Genomic DNA, 14,358 nt, shown 5'->3' on the forward strand with positions numbered 1-14,358 from the left:
GAGAGGGAAAGATGACAAGAAGATTATTTGATGAAAATGTGTATTTGATGGAAACGCAGGCGAGAGTCGAGGCGGTTGAAGAAAAAGACGGAAAAGTCTGGGTGATTTTAGATCAGACAATCTTTGCTCCAGAGGGTGGCGGACAGGATGCGGACCATGGTTGGATCAATGGAATCGCTGTGCTAGATGTGCGGGAAAAGGGGGAAAGCATCCATCATTTGGTGGAGAAAGAGCTTCTTGTAGGTACGGAAGTCGATTTGAAGATTGATTGGGATCGAAGACTTGATCATATGCAGCAGCATTGCGGTGAGCATATCTTGTCAGGTGTGATCTATGAAAAATTAAAGGGAAACAACAAGGGTTTTCATATGGGTGCCGAAGTGGTAACTGTGGATATCGACTTGCCTGCTATTTCGGATGCGATGGTGCTTGAGATCGAAGCAGAAGTCAATCGAAAGATTCAAGAAAATCTGCCAATTGAGATCCAAGTGGTGGACCGGTTGGAGGAATTGGCGGATGTGCCTCTTCGTAAAATGCCGACGGTGGACACGGACATTCGCGTGGTGAATGTACCGGGCGTGGATTGTGTTGCTTGTTGCGGTACCCACCCGACACAAACGGGAGAAGTGGGCATTTTACGCATTTTGCGGGCGGACAAGTATAAGGGTATGACCCGGATTCAATTTGTCTGCGGCATGCGGGCGGTGAAAAATTCCACCTTTGAACATCATATTTTGCGGGAATTAAACCAGCAATACTCCACAGAATCCGCGGGCTTGGTGGCGCGTTTGACAAAAGAACGGGAGAAAATCTCGAAATTAGAGCAAGAATTGAAAGTGTATCAGGTCCAAGAGATGGATCTTCTGGCTGCTGAATTAATTGCAGAAAAGCAAATCATTCTCAGCCGAGAATTTGAAAGCATGGAATCGGGTATGATGATGAATCTGGCAAAAACTATTTTGAAGGAACGACAAGGAATTTGTTTATTTGCGAGCTTGTCGGAGAAAAAGGTTATACTGGTCCATAACGTTAAAGAGCTCCATGCGGGCAAGGTCTTTAAGGAAACCATCCAAGCGGCAAACGGCCGGGGTGGCGGTGGAGCAAGTTCTGCGCAAGGAAGTTTTCAAAATCTTGAGGACCTACAGAGCTTTTTGGCAAGCATTCAGACATTATTGGGAAGGTAAACAAGACAAATATGGGATTCAAGCGCTAGTCAATTAGGCTAGCGTTTTATTTTTAGATAGAAAAAAACGAAGCGGTTTGGTTGGAATATTCGAAAATCTGATGTAGAATCATTGAGAGTGAAAGAAAGAACAGGGGGGAGACTGCATGGAAAATAGGGTGCATCATATTTCGATACGCGGCAAAATCATATTGGTGTTTCTGGTAATCATGATGGTTTCGATCCTGGTGATGGGGATTTATGCAGTTCACCAAATGTACAATAGCTTAATGACGAACACTTATCGGAATATGAACCTGATGATTGAATCTACGGGAGAAAGCATTAGTGATTCTTTCAGTATGATAGAGAATGCAACGATTGCGCTATCGGCTAGTGAATCGGTAACGGAATGGCTAGAGGATAGTCATTATTTTGATGAAGACAATGAAGCCTATTACTTGAATGTGCAGAAACTCAATTATGAATTCCAAAAAACACTGACCTATAACAATGTGTGGAAATTGAATTTATTGTCCTATGTGACTGTGTATCAAAACCAACAGCTGTTGGGGTCAACCTATACCAAACAAGTAAGTATGAAGAAGATCGCGGAGGACTCGGTGCTTGCCGTGGAGGCGGCAAGTCAGTATCCAGATCGTTTTATCCAGCTAATCCCGCCGACTGCAGTGAGCCCGACCTTCTTCATTACTCGGAAACTGAAATCGGATTTCACATCGGATGATCATTTACTGATTGTTGCTGCAATTGAGGAGGCTTATATTCGTGCCTTGTATAAGGGTTTGATGGCAGATGAAGGAGCGCTTGTCTATTTGGTCAATGAACAGGGGACAATCGTCTCATCAAATTCCCAGGCAGAGTTGGGAATGAAAATATCATCTGAAGTTTGGTCGCTGGGATTGCCGCTCAATCGAGAAGAGCGTCAGTTTCAAGAGCATGATTATGTGGCTGTTTCAAGAGAACTTGATGCCAATAAATTTCGCTTGATCTATTTGATTCCAAAAGCGAATCTTGTGAAGGAAGCATTTGATTCCATGCAAAATTTTTTGCTGGTATTGATTATGCTGGCGATTTTGTTTATTGTGCTGGCGATTATCGTTTCCATGAAAACAACATCATTTGTGCTGGATATCACCACGGCGATGGATCGTGTTCGAAAGAAGGATTACAGCGTTCGGCTGCCAGAATATCGAGATCCGAATCTTGATGGTTTGTCCAGGTCCTTCAACACCATGACGGAAGAAATTCAAGAGTTGATTCATTCCAAGTATGAATCGCAATTGCTTTTACATGAAATGGAAATCAAAGCCTTACAACATCAAATGAATCCGCATTTCCTATTTAATGTACTATTAACAGTTCAGATCAAGGCAAAGATGAGCGGGAACGAAACCATATACAAAATGATAGAATCACTATCTGCATTATTGCGGGCTGGAATTTCTGGTGACAAACGGCGAACCATTATGATTCAAGAAGAATTAAAATTAACAGAGTTTTACTTGTCTCTGCAGAAGATGCGGTATGAGGAACGATTGAGTTATCAAATTATTGTGATGAATGATGAGTTGAATCAATGTGAAATCCCTCGGCTGGTGATTGAGCCGATTGTAGAGAATGCCGTTGTCCATGGGGTTGAAAAGATTGCTGAGCCGGCCAATATCTTCATATATGTGAAAGATGAGGGAGAAAATATTTGCATTGAAGTAACGGATAATGGGAACGGATTTGATGTGGATGCGATGATCGGCAAAGGAGAGAGTCCGATGGAGCAACATGGAAACGAACATATTGGGCTTCGAAATACAGATCAACGGCTTAAATTGATGTATGGACAAGCCTATGGCTTGAAAATCATTAGCGAGGATCAAGCAGGAACTTCTGTTTATATCAAAATACCAAAGAAAAGGAAGTTGAATGATGAAAGTAATGATTGTTGATGATGAACGGAATATTCGGGATGGAATTATTCACTTTATAGATTGGGGTTCTTTGGATTGTGAAATTACAGCAAGCGCAAAAAATGGACAGGAAGCTTTGGCTATTCTTCAGGATCAGGAAATGGACTTAATCATTTCGGATATTAAGATGCCGGTTCTTGATGGTTTGGAATTGGCTAAAAACGTGAAAGATCAGTATCCGGAGACAAAAATGATTATTCTAACAGCCTATTCGGATTTTTATTTTGCCAAGAAAGCTATCCAATTTGATGTGGTGGATTTTGTTGTAAAAAACGAATTTATTCAAGAGTTGCCTGCGGCTGTTGAAAAAGCGAAAGAACAGTTGAAGAAAGAAAGAGAGTCAAGAAGCCAGGACTTGTCTTTGGATCATGCAGCGTATCGTAAGGAATTACTTCGTCGGATGTTGAAAGGGAAAGCGGTGGAGCAGAAAGATAGAGAAAACTATGGGTCAGATGCGGAATGCAAGGCCTTGATTTTTTGCGAGATCGATGAGGAAGCTGCACAGAAATCAGGGCTTGATCACAAAAAACTGGATCTGTTTGTTGACAAATCATTTGAACAGTACCAGGTGGATCGAATAGATTGGGAAGAGAATTCGATGGTTATTCTGGTGAGGGGGCAAGGTCCTTTGCAAACGGCTGTCACTGCTTTTGTCGAGATGATGAAGGGATTTATGAATATAGATGTTAGAATGGGCATCAGTTTCAATGAGGGCAAAACACTGCGAATAATATTTGACCAAGCCAAAGAAGCTTTGTTGAAAGGTTGTCAAAAAGATGAGACAATTCGTTATTTTCAGGAATCAGAGCACTCTGGATGTCAGAAGGAAAAGACAGAAAAATTTTCTATAGAGAGATGGCAGACGCTATTTTTTTCAAAGAGTTTTGGAGAGCATGAAAACTTGGATGAATTGATTGTTGGATTTGTTAGTGAGCTGAAGTGCTCCGGGAGAAACTTAAAGCAGATTCGAATGGACTTTCTGGTGCTGGGAGCGGCCATCATTCGAAGAAATAAAAAGAACGAAGACCCTGAATGGGAGGACATTAGAAAGTCATATTATCAGTGGATCCATTCCAGTTGGTCCTTGTATTGTTTATCATCTCAGTTGAGAAGATTGTTGAATGTCATCGAGGATGTTCGCATGAGTCAAAATCAAGAAAAAACGTCTCTTGTTTATGGGGTCAATCGGTATATTCAAAACAATTATCAACAGAATGTGTCCTTGCAGGAATTGAGCCAGGCATTATTCTTAAGCGGAAGCTATATTAGCCGTGCATATAAAAAGGCAACAGGAGTTACGGTTACAGATGCCATTCATGAATATCGTTTGAATCAGGCAATGGAGTTGTTGCTTCGTACGGATATGAAAATTTATGAAGTTTGCATAGCGGTAGGCATTGAAGATCCAGCTTATTTTACCCGCTTGTTTATGAGGCGGGTTGGCATGAGTCCAACAGAGTATCGAAGTAAAAATCGATAAGTGAAACTTGCATTAGGTGAATCAAGAGTGGCCATGTGAGGCAAGTTTTTTCATAGGACAAAATCCGACAATAAGGTAAAAAAAGTCCAAGGAAAGCGAGAAACGATTTCCTGTGTGGTCAAAGGATCGGAAGAACGGACAAAATGCAACAAGAAATGGAAGTGTAGAGTCATTCTTGCGGAAGCGATTTCCCCATATAATGGGATAGAAAAGTGAATCCATTACTTTGAGGAGGAGAATAGATGAAACTGAATTGGAAAAAGTGTATCGCTTCAACATTGCTGGTATTTCTTGCGACAGGGCTAGCTGCTTGTACGGCAGATGCCAATGAATCTGCTTCAACGGGGGCAAAGGGAAACCAAACACCGGTTGAAATTAGCTATGCAACCTTTATGGTCGGTTCGCATGTATCCGCAGAAGCAGAAAAGCAAATCATTGATGAGTTCAATGAAGCCTATGAAGGGAAAATCAAGGTTGTTATTGAGGAACTACCAAGCGATGAAGCCTATGTAAATAAAATGAAAGCACTTGCTGCATCGAAGGCGTTGCCCGATGTTGCCATTGGAAAGCAAGGGATTCGCGAATTGGCGATCAAGAACGGTCAAGCGGTTGATTTGATGCCGTTGTTGGAAGCAGATCCAGAATGGAAAGAATATATTGGCGCAGGAGCCATTAGCTACAATCAGGCAGACGACGGTAAGCTTTATTCGATTGCCAATGCGAAACAATTGATTGGATATTTTTACAACAAGGATATGTTTGAAACAGCCGGTATTCAACCCGCGAAAACGTGGGATGAATTTATGGCAAACAATGAAAAATTGAAAGCGGCTGGTTTTACCCCATTGGCTATGATGACCGGCGAGAATGCATGGACAACCAATCTGTGGTTGGCGGCAATGATTGGGACTGACGGTGAAGCGGGCCATTCATTTATGAATACGACGCATCCAGAGTCCTATGAGAATGCTTCTATGATTCAGGCATTGAGTATGATTCAAACCTGCCTGCAAGAGTATACAACTTCGGATGCGGTTGGTGCCATGTATGCGAATGCAGCCAATAATTTTCTTCAAGAAAAGACAGCATTAATCGCCAATGGACCTTGGATGGTGCCAGATTTCTCGGATACGAGCAAAGCAAAAGCAGGCTTGGCTGATCGTGTTGGCGTTGCATTGTATCCAAACGATGGGATTGTTGCGCAATATGAGGTTGGCTACATTCTTTGCTCCAATGGTAAATCTGAAGAAGAACAGGCAGCGGCATTGGAGTTTTTAAAATTCAAAACAGGCAAACGCGCGCAAGAAATTTTCTTGGATAAATCAGGCGCACTTCCGTTGACCGCGAATGTTGAAATCTCGGAAACATACAAAACGGCAAATCCTTTAGTTGCAGAGCTGATCACCATTAGCGGAGATGCAAAGTACGGATTTGAAAATATCGACAATACAGCATTTTCAAGTGTAGTAAGTGAATTTTCCTTGAACTATCCTGATCTTGCGTATGGTGAAATTACACCAGAAGAGATGGCGGCCAAGCTTACCGCGGCTGTCGCAAAAAGCAAGTAGCGGAATCATAATCGGGATCTATGAAAAAAACCTCGTCTTGAATTTCAAGATGAGGTTTTTCATAGAAGGAAGTTTTGGAGGGGAAAATGAGAAAGAAGAATAAATGGATTTCGATATTCTTGTTACCAGGTGTCAGCATCTTTATTTTTGTTTTTATGCTGTCGATACTGATGCTTGTGGGAACATCGTTTGCGAATTGGACAATTGGGTCAAAGATAACTTTTGCGGGATTCAGTAATTATAGTACTCTATTTACAGAAGATCCGGCATTTATAAAAAGCATGATGAATACGGGGATTTGGATTGCACTGCAGGCTACTATACATATTGCCATCGGTGTTTTGCTGGCCTTGCTCTTGGCGAAACAGAAATGGTATACATCTTTTGTGCGGACCGCTTTTTTTATTCCGAACATTATTTCAAGTGCAGCTCTTGGCATGTTGTTTTTGAGTATTTTGAATCCGCAATTCGGATTGGTGAACAACGTGATGACAAAGCTCCTGGGAGAGCCCTTTGTTCAAAATTGGTTTATGGATCCGAAGACATCATTCTTTTCCGTCACCATGACCTGGCTTCCGTATGCGGGTCTTGTTACGATTTTGGTGATGGCGGAGATGGCGTCAATTCCAAAAGAGGTGTATGAGGCTGCATCGATTGATGGGGCAACGTCGATGCAAACTGATTTGTTTGTCGTGTTGCCGATGATGAAAAACATAATTGGAACGGCAACCATTCTTGCTGCAACCAGCATGTTGCAAAAATTGGACATTATTATGATGACAACGGGCGGCGGACCGGGTGTGCGCACGATGAATATGCCCATGTACTTATACAGAACTGCATTGACAGACAACAATTATGGACTTGCGAATGCGCAGGGTGTGATTTTGATTTTTCTCGGATTGCTGACATTGATCACGATTCGGAAAATATTCAAGATGGATCAGGAGGATTAGGAGGCGCATGAAAATGATCAATGGAGTAAAAAAAGTAGCAACATTTCTATTTATTTTTATTATTGTGGCTATCTCAGTCGTGCCCTTTTTATGGGTTTTAATGGCTTCCTTTAAAGGGAATGGGGATATTATGTCTTCAGTAGCCGGATTTCCCAACGGACTGCGATTCAGCAATTATCAAACGGCATTTAAGTTGGCGCCTTTAGTGACCTTCTATAAAAACAGTGTGATTGTTTCCTTGCTGTCGACAGCGCTGAATTTGATCGTGTTTTCTATGGCGGCTTATGTGGTGGTACGCTGCAGGTTTCGCTTTAAAAAGCCGATAATCATTGCCTTCTCCTTGGCTTTGATTATTCCAGGGGCAGCGCTGTTGCAGCCCTTGTATAATACACTGACGCGAACCCATTTGTACGACACTTTGACGGGTTTGATTATTGTCTATGCGGGATTGGGGATGCCAACGACCTTCTATATTATGATGAGCTATTTTAAGACAATTCCCTACACCTTGGAAGAAGCGGCGTATATTGACGGGGCGGGATTCTTTCGGACATTTGTTCAAATTATTCTTCCCCTGGCAAGACCTGCCTTTGCAACAGCGGGTGTGTTGCAATTTTTGTTTTGCTGGAATGAATTCCAGTTCGCTCTCACGTTAACCGGCGATAAAATGAACCGAACACTGCCGATTGCATTGTATTATTTTAAGAGTTCATTTGCCAGTGATTATGGCGCGATGTTTGCAGCAACGGTTTTGGTGACGATTCCATCGATTATCATTTACATGTTGATGCAGAAGCAGATTATTTCTGGCTTGGTTTCTGGTTCGGTGAAGGGGTAAGACATGAATAATAATTTTTTAATGCATTGGGATCAGTTCAATCCAAGTGAAAACAAGCATATAGAGGGAGCCTTTTGCCAAGGGAATGGTTATTTGTCAGTTCGGGCAAGCTTTGAAGAGGGGGTTCAACAGGAAAATCAAGGAGATGTCTATACCCGAACCTTTTCGAGCGTGACTACGGAAAAGCAGAGGCACCCAATTACCAAATGGGGGACCTTTATTCCCACAGTGATGGGGAAGCATCCTTTGCTGAATGAAGTGATCATCAATTTGCCGTACTTTTTGGATTTTCGAATTTGGATCGACAACGAGTTTGTATTTATGAACGAGGAGTCGGTTGAGGAGTTTTCGTTTGTTCTCAACATGGAAGATGGCAGTTTAAGCCGATCGTTTGTTTTTCGGACAAGGACCGGGAAATGTGTGAGGGTATTGTATGAGCGATTTCCAAGCCGGTACTGTCAGCATCTTTTTGTACAGAAAATGGAGTTTGAGGCGCTGGATCAAGCAGTGGAGATTAACGTTGAGTCTGGAATTGATACACAAGTGACTACGAATGGGTTCAATCATTTCGTTAAGATGGAAAAATGGGCAGAGAAAGCGTGTATACGGATTTCCGGGGATACGGATATGAACCAACGCGTTCACATGCAAAGTTCCTTGACCTGCGATGGTACTTCGATCCTGCCTAGCGATGATGAATTTGATTATGACACCAAATTATTGCCACAAGAAAAAATGGTGTTTGAAAAACGTAGTTTGATCTGGACGGACCATGACTGCGATTCTTTCGATGTGGTAAGAGAGGGTCAAAAATCCTATGAAATGCTTGTCCTTGAAAATAGAAAAGCATGGGCGGTCTTATGGGAAAGATCGGATATTCAAATCGAGGGAAATGACCGCGATCAGCTGGGGGTTCGATTCTCGATCTATCATCTTCTGCGCAGCAAAGAAGAGCTGGAAACTCGGACATCCATATGTGCGAAAGGCTTTGCAGGTGAGGCATACTATGGTCGATATTTTTGGGACAGTGAAATCTTCATGCTGCCTTTTTATCTCTATACCAATCCGATTATTGCGAGAAATCTCTTGCTTTATCGGTATCAAACCTTGGATGGTGCCCGGGAGAATGCAAGGCGTTACAATTGCCGGGGAGCGAGATTCCCTTGGCAGTCAGCAACAACGGGAAGCGAGCAATGCTCACTGTGGGAGTATGCGGATAATGAGGTGCATATCACAGCGGATATTGTATATGGAATTTGGCATTACTATTTGGCTACAGGAGATTTTAAATTTATTGAGCAAGCAGGAGCGGAAATCATAATTGAAACGGCCCGATTCTGGGTGGACCGTTTGGACTGTGATGAAGCCGGGGTTTATCATTTATGGAATGTTATGGGACCGGATGAGTATACGGCCTTTAACGCAGACAATACCTTTACTAATCGAATGGTACAATTTAATCTGCAAAAGGCGTGTGACGTCATTGGACTGATGCAAGAGAAAAACCGTGAAGGGTGGGAAGGACTGAAGAAAAAAATTGGATTTCTAGATCATGAGATTCAGATTTTTGAAGAATGTACCAAAGGTATTCGCATTCCCGTAAATAAAGGATCTGTTTTTATTCCCCAGAGTGACAATTTTTCGCAATATGCGTCCGTTGCCCTAGCCGATCTGTGGGAAGATCGAAGTGTGCCTTTTGGCTTTTATATGACCCATGAAAAGTTGTACCGGTCACAGGTGCTGAAACAAGCTGATGCACTATCCCTTGCTATGTTGTTCCGGTCGGAATTTACTGTCGAACAGATGGAAAATACCTATGAGATTTTTGAACCGATTACGACCCATGACTCCTCTCTCTCTCCAATTAATCATGCCATTATAGCGGGGTGGATCGGGAAGACGGATCATGTGCAAAAGTTTTTCGATTATGCGCTTTCCCTGGATTTTGATATTCAGCGGAAGGGTTCCAAAGATGGGATTCATATTGCCAATTGCGGATGCATCTATCAATTTATATTGCAAACCGTAGCAGGGATAGAAACGGCTATTCAAAATGATCGAGAAAGTCCGAAATCAGCGTCATTCTTTCTGCCTGACGGATGGAAGCGTGTGTCATTTTCCATGATGTGGCGACAGAAGCATTATTATGTAAGGGTTGACCAGAATGGAGTCAAAATTCAGGAGGTGTAGGATGAAAGCGTATCAAGTAGTCATATTTGACTTGGATGGCGTTATCGTGGATACAGCAAAGTATCACTATCGGGCATGGAAACAGTTGGCATATCGTTTGGGTTTTGAATTTACAGAAGAAGATAATGAGCGGCTGAAAGGAGTCTCTCGTATGGATTCCCTAGAGATTTTATTAGAAATTGGGAATCAACAGGAGTTGTTTACGGAGAGTGAGAAGGAGGAGATGGCAGCAGAAAAGAATGGTCGTTACGTGGAATCACTTGAGAGTTTGTCTCCTTCGGATATTTTGCCTGGTGTGTTGGACACCATAGTATGTTTGAAAGATAAGGGAAGTCGTATTGCGCTGGGTTCGGCCAGTAAGAATGCGGTGCGAATTTTGACGCAACTGGATATTTTACATCTCTTCGATGAGATTGTAGATGGAAATTGCGTAGAGAAAGCAAAACCGGATCCAGAAGTTTTTTTGATCGCGGCAGAAAAAACAGGTGTGAGACCAGAAAACTGTCTGGTTTTTGAGGATGCCTATGCGGGGATTGAAGCAGCCAAGCGTGCGGGCATGGACGTGATCGGGATTGGTACGAGGCGAGTTCTTGCGAATGCGCCACGGGTAGTTTCGGATCTTCGGGAGCTGGAGGTCTAAAGAAATTTGACAATTTAGATTTATCAAGATACAATGATTTTGAACAAGGAGGATTTTATGGTTCGAGGTTTCATTCAGTAAAGAAAATTTGGAATGGTTTGAAAGGCCTATTTTGTGGTGCCTGTAAACCGGCCAGTTACTGATGAAATCTACTATCCGCGTCCCTTTCGGGGACTCCACCTTGTATAAGTTGCAATTGTGGATCGCAGAGTTTCTGCGATCCTTTTTTTATACTTGAATCCAGAATTTCATCAGAATTGGCGATGAAAGGAGACAGAAATGATAGAAACAGGAAAAGACACCCTAGATTTTGAAATGATTCGCGAGCGCTTGATGGCTTGTGCCAACAGCTCTTTGGGGAAAAAGAAAATCGAAAACTTGCAACCGTCAGATCGATTAGATGTTGTCTTACAACGTCAGCGATTAACAACGGAAGCGAAAGCAATCTTAAACGTACAGGGCTCGGTGCCCCTTTACGGGATCTCAGGCGTTGATCAGGATTTAAATCGCGCCGAGAAAGAGTATGTTTTGCAGCCTAAGGAATTAATTGCCATTGCAGATTTTATGCGCGGATGTCGATCCATGAAAAAATTTATGGTTGACCAATACCATCTAGCGCCAGAGCTGGCCAGTTATGCCATGAATCTGGAAGAAATGGCAGAATTAGAAGAAGAAATTCATCAAACGGTGGGGCCACAAGGGGTGCATCCTCGTGCAAGCAAGGAATTATGGAGATTGAATCGATCCAAGGACCAGTTGGAAAAGAATATCAAGATGCGGATTAATTCCTTTTTAAAGCGACCAGAAATGTCCAAGCTCTTGCAGGATCAATTTGTTAGTCGCAGACGGGGCCGGTTTGTTGTGCCTGTCAAGGCCATGAACAAGTCGAAATTTCCGGGAACGGTTGTGGATCAGAGTGCGACGGGGTCGACCCTCTTTATGGAACCGACTGTCATGGGCAAACTCACGGAAGAACTCTATAGCATTGAGCGCGGAATCGAAGCGGAAGTCTATCAGATCCTTTCGACCTTAACGGGATTGGTCATGCTGGAAGAACGGGCAATTCGACAAAATATCGAAGTGATGACAGAATATGATTTTGCCTTTGCTAAAGCCAAGCTGAGCTTTGAGATGGATGGCAGACAACCAAAACTCCACCAAGGAGAGCGGATGGTCATTCACGCTGGGCGTCACCCCATGATTGAAGATGCCGTGCCCCTTCACTTTGAATTGGGCGAAAAAGCGAGAACATTAGTGATTACAGGACCAAATACCGGTGGCAAGACCGTTGTTTTAAAGACCTTGGGATTGTTTGTTTTAATGGCTCAGGCGGGCCTTCATCTACCAGTGGGTCAAGGAACAGAATTGCCGATTTTTAAGGAGATTTTGGTGGATGTGGGGGATCAACAGGATTTAACACAATCACTGAGTACCTTTTCTGGACATATGACCAACCTGGTTCGCATCGTCAATCGATCGAACCCCGGTGTGCTTGTCCTGCTCGACGAAATTGGAACCGGAACGGATCCGCGTGAGGGTGCAGCTTTGGGCATGGCAATCTTAGAGGATTTGTATAAGCAAGGGGCTTTAACCGTGGTGACAACCCACTATGGGGTGTTGAAAGATTTTGGAGAACAAATGCCGGGTTTTGAAAATGCGCGGATGAAGTTTAATCCTGAGACCTTGGAACCGCTGTATCAATTGGAAATGGGGGCTTCTGGCGATAGCAATGCCTTTTGGATTTCTCAGGAATTGGGATTGAAACCACGGGTCTTGGCTCGTGCCAAGGAAATGGCTGAGCATAAGCAGCACGAATCCAAGGATTTAAACCTTAAAGAGGTGGAATTTAAGAAACGAAAAGAGCGTGCAGCGAAAGAGAAGAAAAATTATGAGTCATTAACCCAAGGGGATTTGGTTCGTTGCTTGGACACTGATGAAAAGGCAATTGTGTATATGGAAAATGAAAAACAAGGAACAGTGACAGTGGTGAAAGATTTTAAGGAGCGAGTCTTGCCCAGACGGCGCGTGAAGCGGCTTGCAAAGGCTGAAGATCTTTACCCACCAGATTATGATATGAGTCAGTTATTTGTTTCATTTGCCAAGCGGAAGTTGGAGAAGGATATATCCAAAGGCCGATTCAAGAATCAGGAGGAGTTGAACGAACGTTTTTCTGATTTGCCTGATCTGGCGCGAGCCTATCAGAAGGCAAAAAGCAAGGCAAAATAATAGAGGGAAGCATGATGCTCCCCTCGTATCAATTGGGTAAATTACTTGGTCATGTTGGATACCAACCAGCGGTTAATAATCAGAATAACAAGGCCTAAACCTAAGAAAAGTAGGGACAGACTGAATTGTTGAGCCAAGAAACCGAAGACCGGAGCCAAGACAATGAGCATCAAAGCGCGTAGCTGACTTTCTACAGAGAGAATGGTTGCGCGTTGTTTTTTTGGAATTAAATCGCCGGCTGCGGAAACAAAGAGCGGGCGCCGCATATCCTTCATGATAAAAAGCAAGAAGAAAGCAATCATAATAATGATCGGCTGTTGGATCCATACACCAAGAGCGATCAATCCTATGAGCAAACCAAATCCATCGAATAGACGGTTCATCCAGGCCAGAGGAGAAGATTGATTGGTTAACCGATACACATTACGCGATGCGAAAGCGCTAGCCAGATTCATAGCACCATATAAAACACCAAGGGTGACTTTGACCTGCATGGTTGCTTGGTCTTGTATAGAACCGACGAAGAGGATCAATAGCAAGGGCTGAACATAATCTTTAATGGTTCGAAAGAAGGCATCGTAGCTGGAAGAACTCAAGAGGAGTCCTCGAAGTTGGCGGTTCTGTTTCAAGACAGAGAGGGAACCAAGACCCTCTTTGAAAACAAAGCCCATGGAAAGTGTCGTTTCACGTCGCTCATCCAGGTAATCGGGGTAGGATGCGATTAAAAGAAAATCCAATAGATAAGGAATCACACCGATAAGAAATAAACCACGTAGGCTTGGTAGGCTTAAAACAAAGATGATGGACAACAAGGCTGATATGGACGATCCCACAAGAGAGAATGATCGGGTGCGTCCATAGACATAAGTCTTTTGATCAAACCAGTTTTTCTTTTCTAGATAGCCGTAGATCATAGCCTTGTGGGTGCCGGAACGAAAGGCTTCCCCCAGACCAAAAAAGAACATGGCGATGGCAAAGATCAGAAAGCTTCCCCCGATAAAGAAAAAGACAAAGGATGCCATATAGAAGAGAAAACACATCATGAGTTCTTTTTTCTTTCCATAATGATCCGCGATGATTCCAGACGGAATTTCAAAGAGATACATGATGGCTTCCCGCAGGGAATAAAGGAGTCCGATTTCGAATAGATTGAGATCGAATCCCAGCAGATAGACCACCAAATAAGGTTCGAAAAATTTCAGGTTTTTAAGAAAACCGTAGGCGCAGAATTTTTTAATTTGCTTGTCATTTTTAATAGCTTGTTGTGTGCTTGTCATGTTGTGCCTCCTACTCTCTAGTATATAACTTTTTATGGA

General features: G+C 42.9%; 10 protein-coding genes. 9 read left to right on the forward strand and 1 reads right to left on the reverse strand.

Features of this window, described 5'->3' with window-relative positions; all coding sequences use genetic code 11:
* Nucleotides 1–11: 11 nt before the first annotated feature.
* The 9 genes from AC25CA_RS00525 to AC25CA_RS00565 all read left to right on the forward strand — a co-directional run bounded on the left by AC25CA_RS00525 (nucleotide 12) and on the right by AC25CA_RS00565 (nucleotide 13,042).
* Nucleotides 12–1,184 carry an alanyl-tRNA editing protein gene (locus AC25CA_RS00525; protein WP_486815083.1) on the forward strand — a complete coding sequence of 391 codons (1,173 nt, stop codon included), beginning with the start codon at nucleotides 12–14 and terminating at the stop codon, nucleotides 1,182–1,184.
* A gap of 145 nt (nucleotides 1,185–1,329) precedes the next feature.
* On the forward strand, nucleotides 1,330–3,123 hold the full coding sequence (locus AC25CA_RS00530) for a sensor histidine kinase (RefSeq protein WP_486815084.1): 1,794 nt from the start codon (nucleotides 1,330–1,332) through the stop codon (nucleotides 3,121–3,123).
* Complete coding sequence (locus AC25CA_RS00535; RefSeq protein WP_486815085.1) at nucleotides 3,101–4,624, forward strand: response regulator transcription factor; 1,524 nt, start codon at nucleotides 3,101–3,103, stop codon at nucleotides 4,622–4,624. The genes AC25CA_RS00530 and AC25CA_RS00535 overlap by 23 nt, the downstream gene beginning before the upstream one ends.
* Nucleotides 4,625–4,866: 242 nt before the next feature.
* Complete coding sequence (locus tag AC25CA_RS00540) at nucleotides 4,867–6,192, forward strand: ABC transporter substrate-binding protein (protein WP_486815086.1); 1,326 nt, start codon at nucleotides 4,867–4,869, stop codon at nucleotides 6,190–6,192.
* Between the two features lie 86 nt (nucleotides 6,193–6,278).
* Nucleotides 6,279–7,148 (forward strand): carbohydrate ABC transporter permease, encoded by an 870-nt coding sequence (locus tag AC25CA_RS00545; protein WP_486815087.1) that lies wholly within the window; start codon nucleotides 6,279–6,281, stop codon nucleotides 7,146–7,148.
* A 13-nt stretch (nucleotides 7,149–7,161) separates the two neighbouring features.
* Nucleotides 7,162–7,986 (forward strand): carbohydrate ABC transporter permease, encoded by an 825-nt coding sequence (locus AC25CA_RS00550; RefSeq protein ID WP_486815088.1) that lies wholly within the window; start codon nucleotides 7,162–7,164, stop codon nucleotides 7,984–7,986.
* A 3-nt stretch (nucleotides 7,987–7,989) separates the two neighbouring features.
* Entirely contained in the window at nucleotides 7,990–10,176 is a 2,187-nt protein-coding gene (locus tag AC25CA_RS00555) for a glycosyl hydrolase family 65 domain-containing protein (RefSeq protein ID WP_486815089.1), read from the forward strand.
* A gap of 1 nt (nucleotide 10,177) precedes the next feature.
* Nucleotides 10,178–10,816, forward strand: coding sequence for a beta-phosphoglucomutase (pgmB, locus tag AC25CA_RS00560; RefSeq protein ID WP_486815090.1), 639 nt, complete (start codon nucleotides 10,178–10,180; stop codon nucleotides 10,814–10,816).
* Between the two features lie 279 nt (nucleotides 10,817–11,095).
* Nucleotides 11,096–13,042, forward strand: coding sequence for an endonuclease MutS2 (locus AC25CA_RS00565; protein ID WP_486815091.1), 1,947 nt, complete (start codon nucleotides 11,096–11,098; stop codon nucleotides 13,040–13,042).
* Nucleotides 13,043–13,083: 41 nt separating this feature from the next.
* On the opposite strand, the gene AC25CA_RS00570 is transcribed toward AC25CA_RS00565, so the two are convergent.
* A complete protein-coding gene (locus AC25CA_RS00570) occupies nucleotides 13,084–14,319 on the reverse strand; it encodes an MFS transporter (RefSeq protein ID WP_486815092.1) in 1,236 nt (411 codons plus the stop codon).
* Nucleotides 14,320–14,358: the final 39 nt, after the last annotated feature.

The organism is Gottschalkiaceae bacterium SANA, assembly GCA_036323355.1.
Classification (GTDB): Bacteria; Bacillota; Clostridia; order Tissierellales; family GPF-1; genus GPF-1.

Coding starts and splice junctions, on each gene's coding strand:
- AC25CA_RS00530 (WP_486815084.1), top strand. CDS start 1,330: ATGGAAAATAGGGTGCATCATATTTCGATACGCGGCAAAATCATATTG.
- AC25CA_RS00555 (WP_486815089.1), top strand. CDS start 7,990: ATGAATAATAATTTTTTAATGCATTGGGATCAGTTCAATCCAAGTGAA.
- AC25CA_RS00535 (WP_486815085.1), top strand. CDS start 3,101: ATGATGAAAGTAATGATTGTTGATGATGAACGGAATATTCGGGATGGA.
- AC25CA_RS00570 (WP_486815092.1), bottom strand. CDS start 14,319: ATGACAAGCACACAACAAGCTATTAAAAATGACAAGCAAATTAAAAAA.
- AC25CA_RS00525 (WP_486815083.1), top strand. CDS start 12: ATGACAAGAAGATTATTTGATGAAAATGTGTATTTGATGGAAACGCAG.
- pgmB (WP_486815090.1), top strand. CDS start 10,178: ATGAAAGCGTATCAAGTAGTCATATTTGACTTGGATGGCGTTATCGTG.
- AC25CA_RS00545 (WP_486815087.1), top strand. CDS start 6,279: ATGAGAAAGAAGAATAAATGGATTTCGATATTCTTGTTACCAGGTGTC.
- AC25CA_RS00565 (WP_486815091.1), top strand. CDS start 11,096: ATGATAGAAACAGGAAAAGACACCCTAGATTTTGAAATGATTCGCGAG.
- AC25CA_RS00550 (WP_486815088.1), top strand. CDS start 7,162: ATGATCAATGGAGTAAAAAAAGTAGCAACATTTCTATTTATTTTTATT.
- AC25CA_RS00540 (WP_486815086.1), top strand. CDS start 4,867: ATGAAACTGAATTGGAAAAAGTGTATCGCTTCAACATTGCTGGTATTT.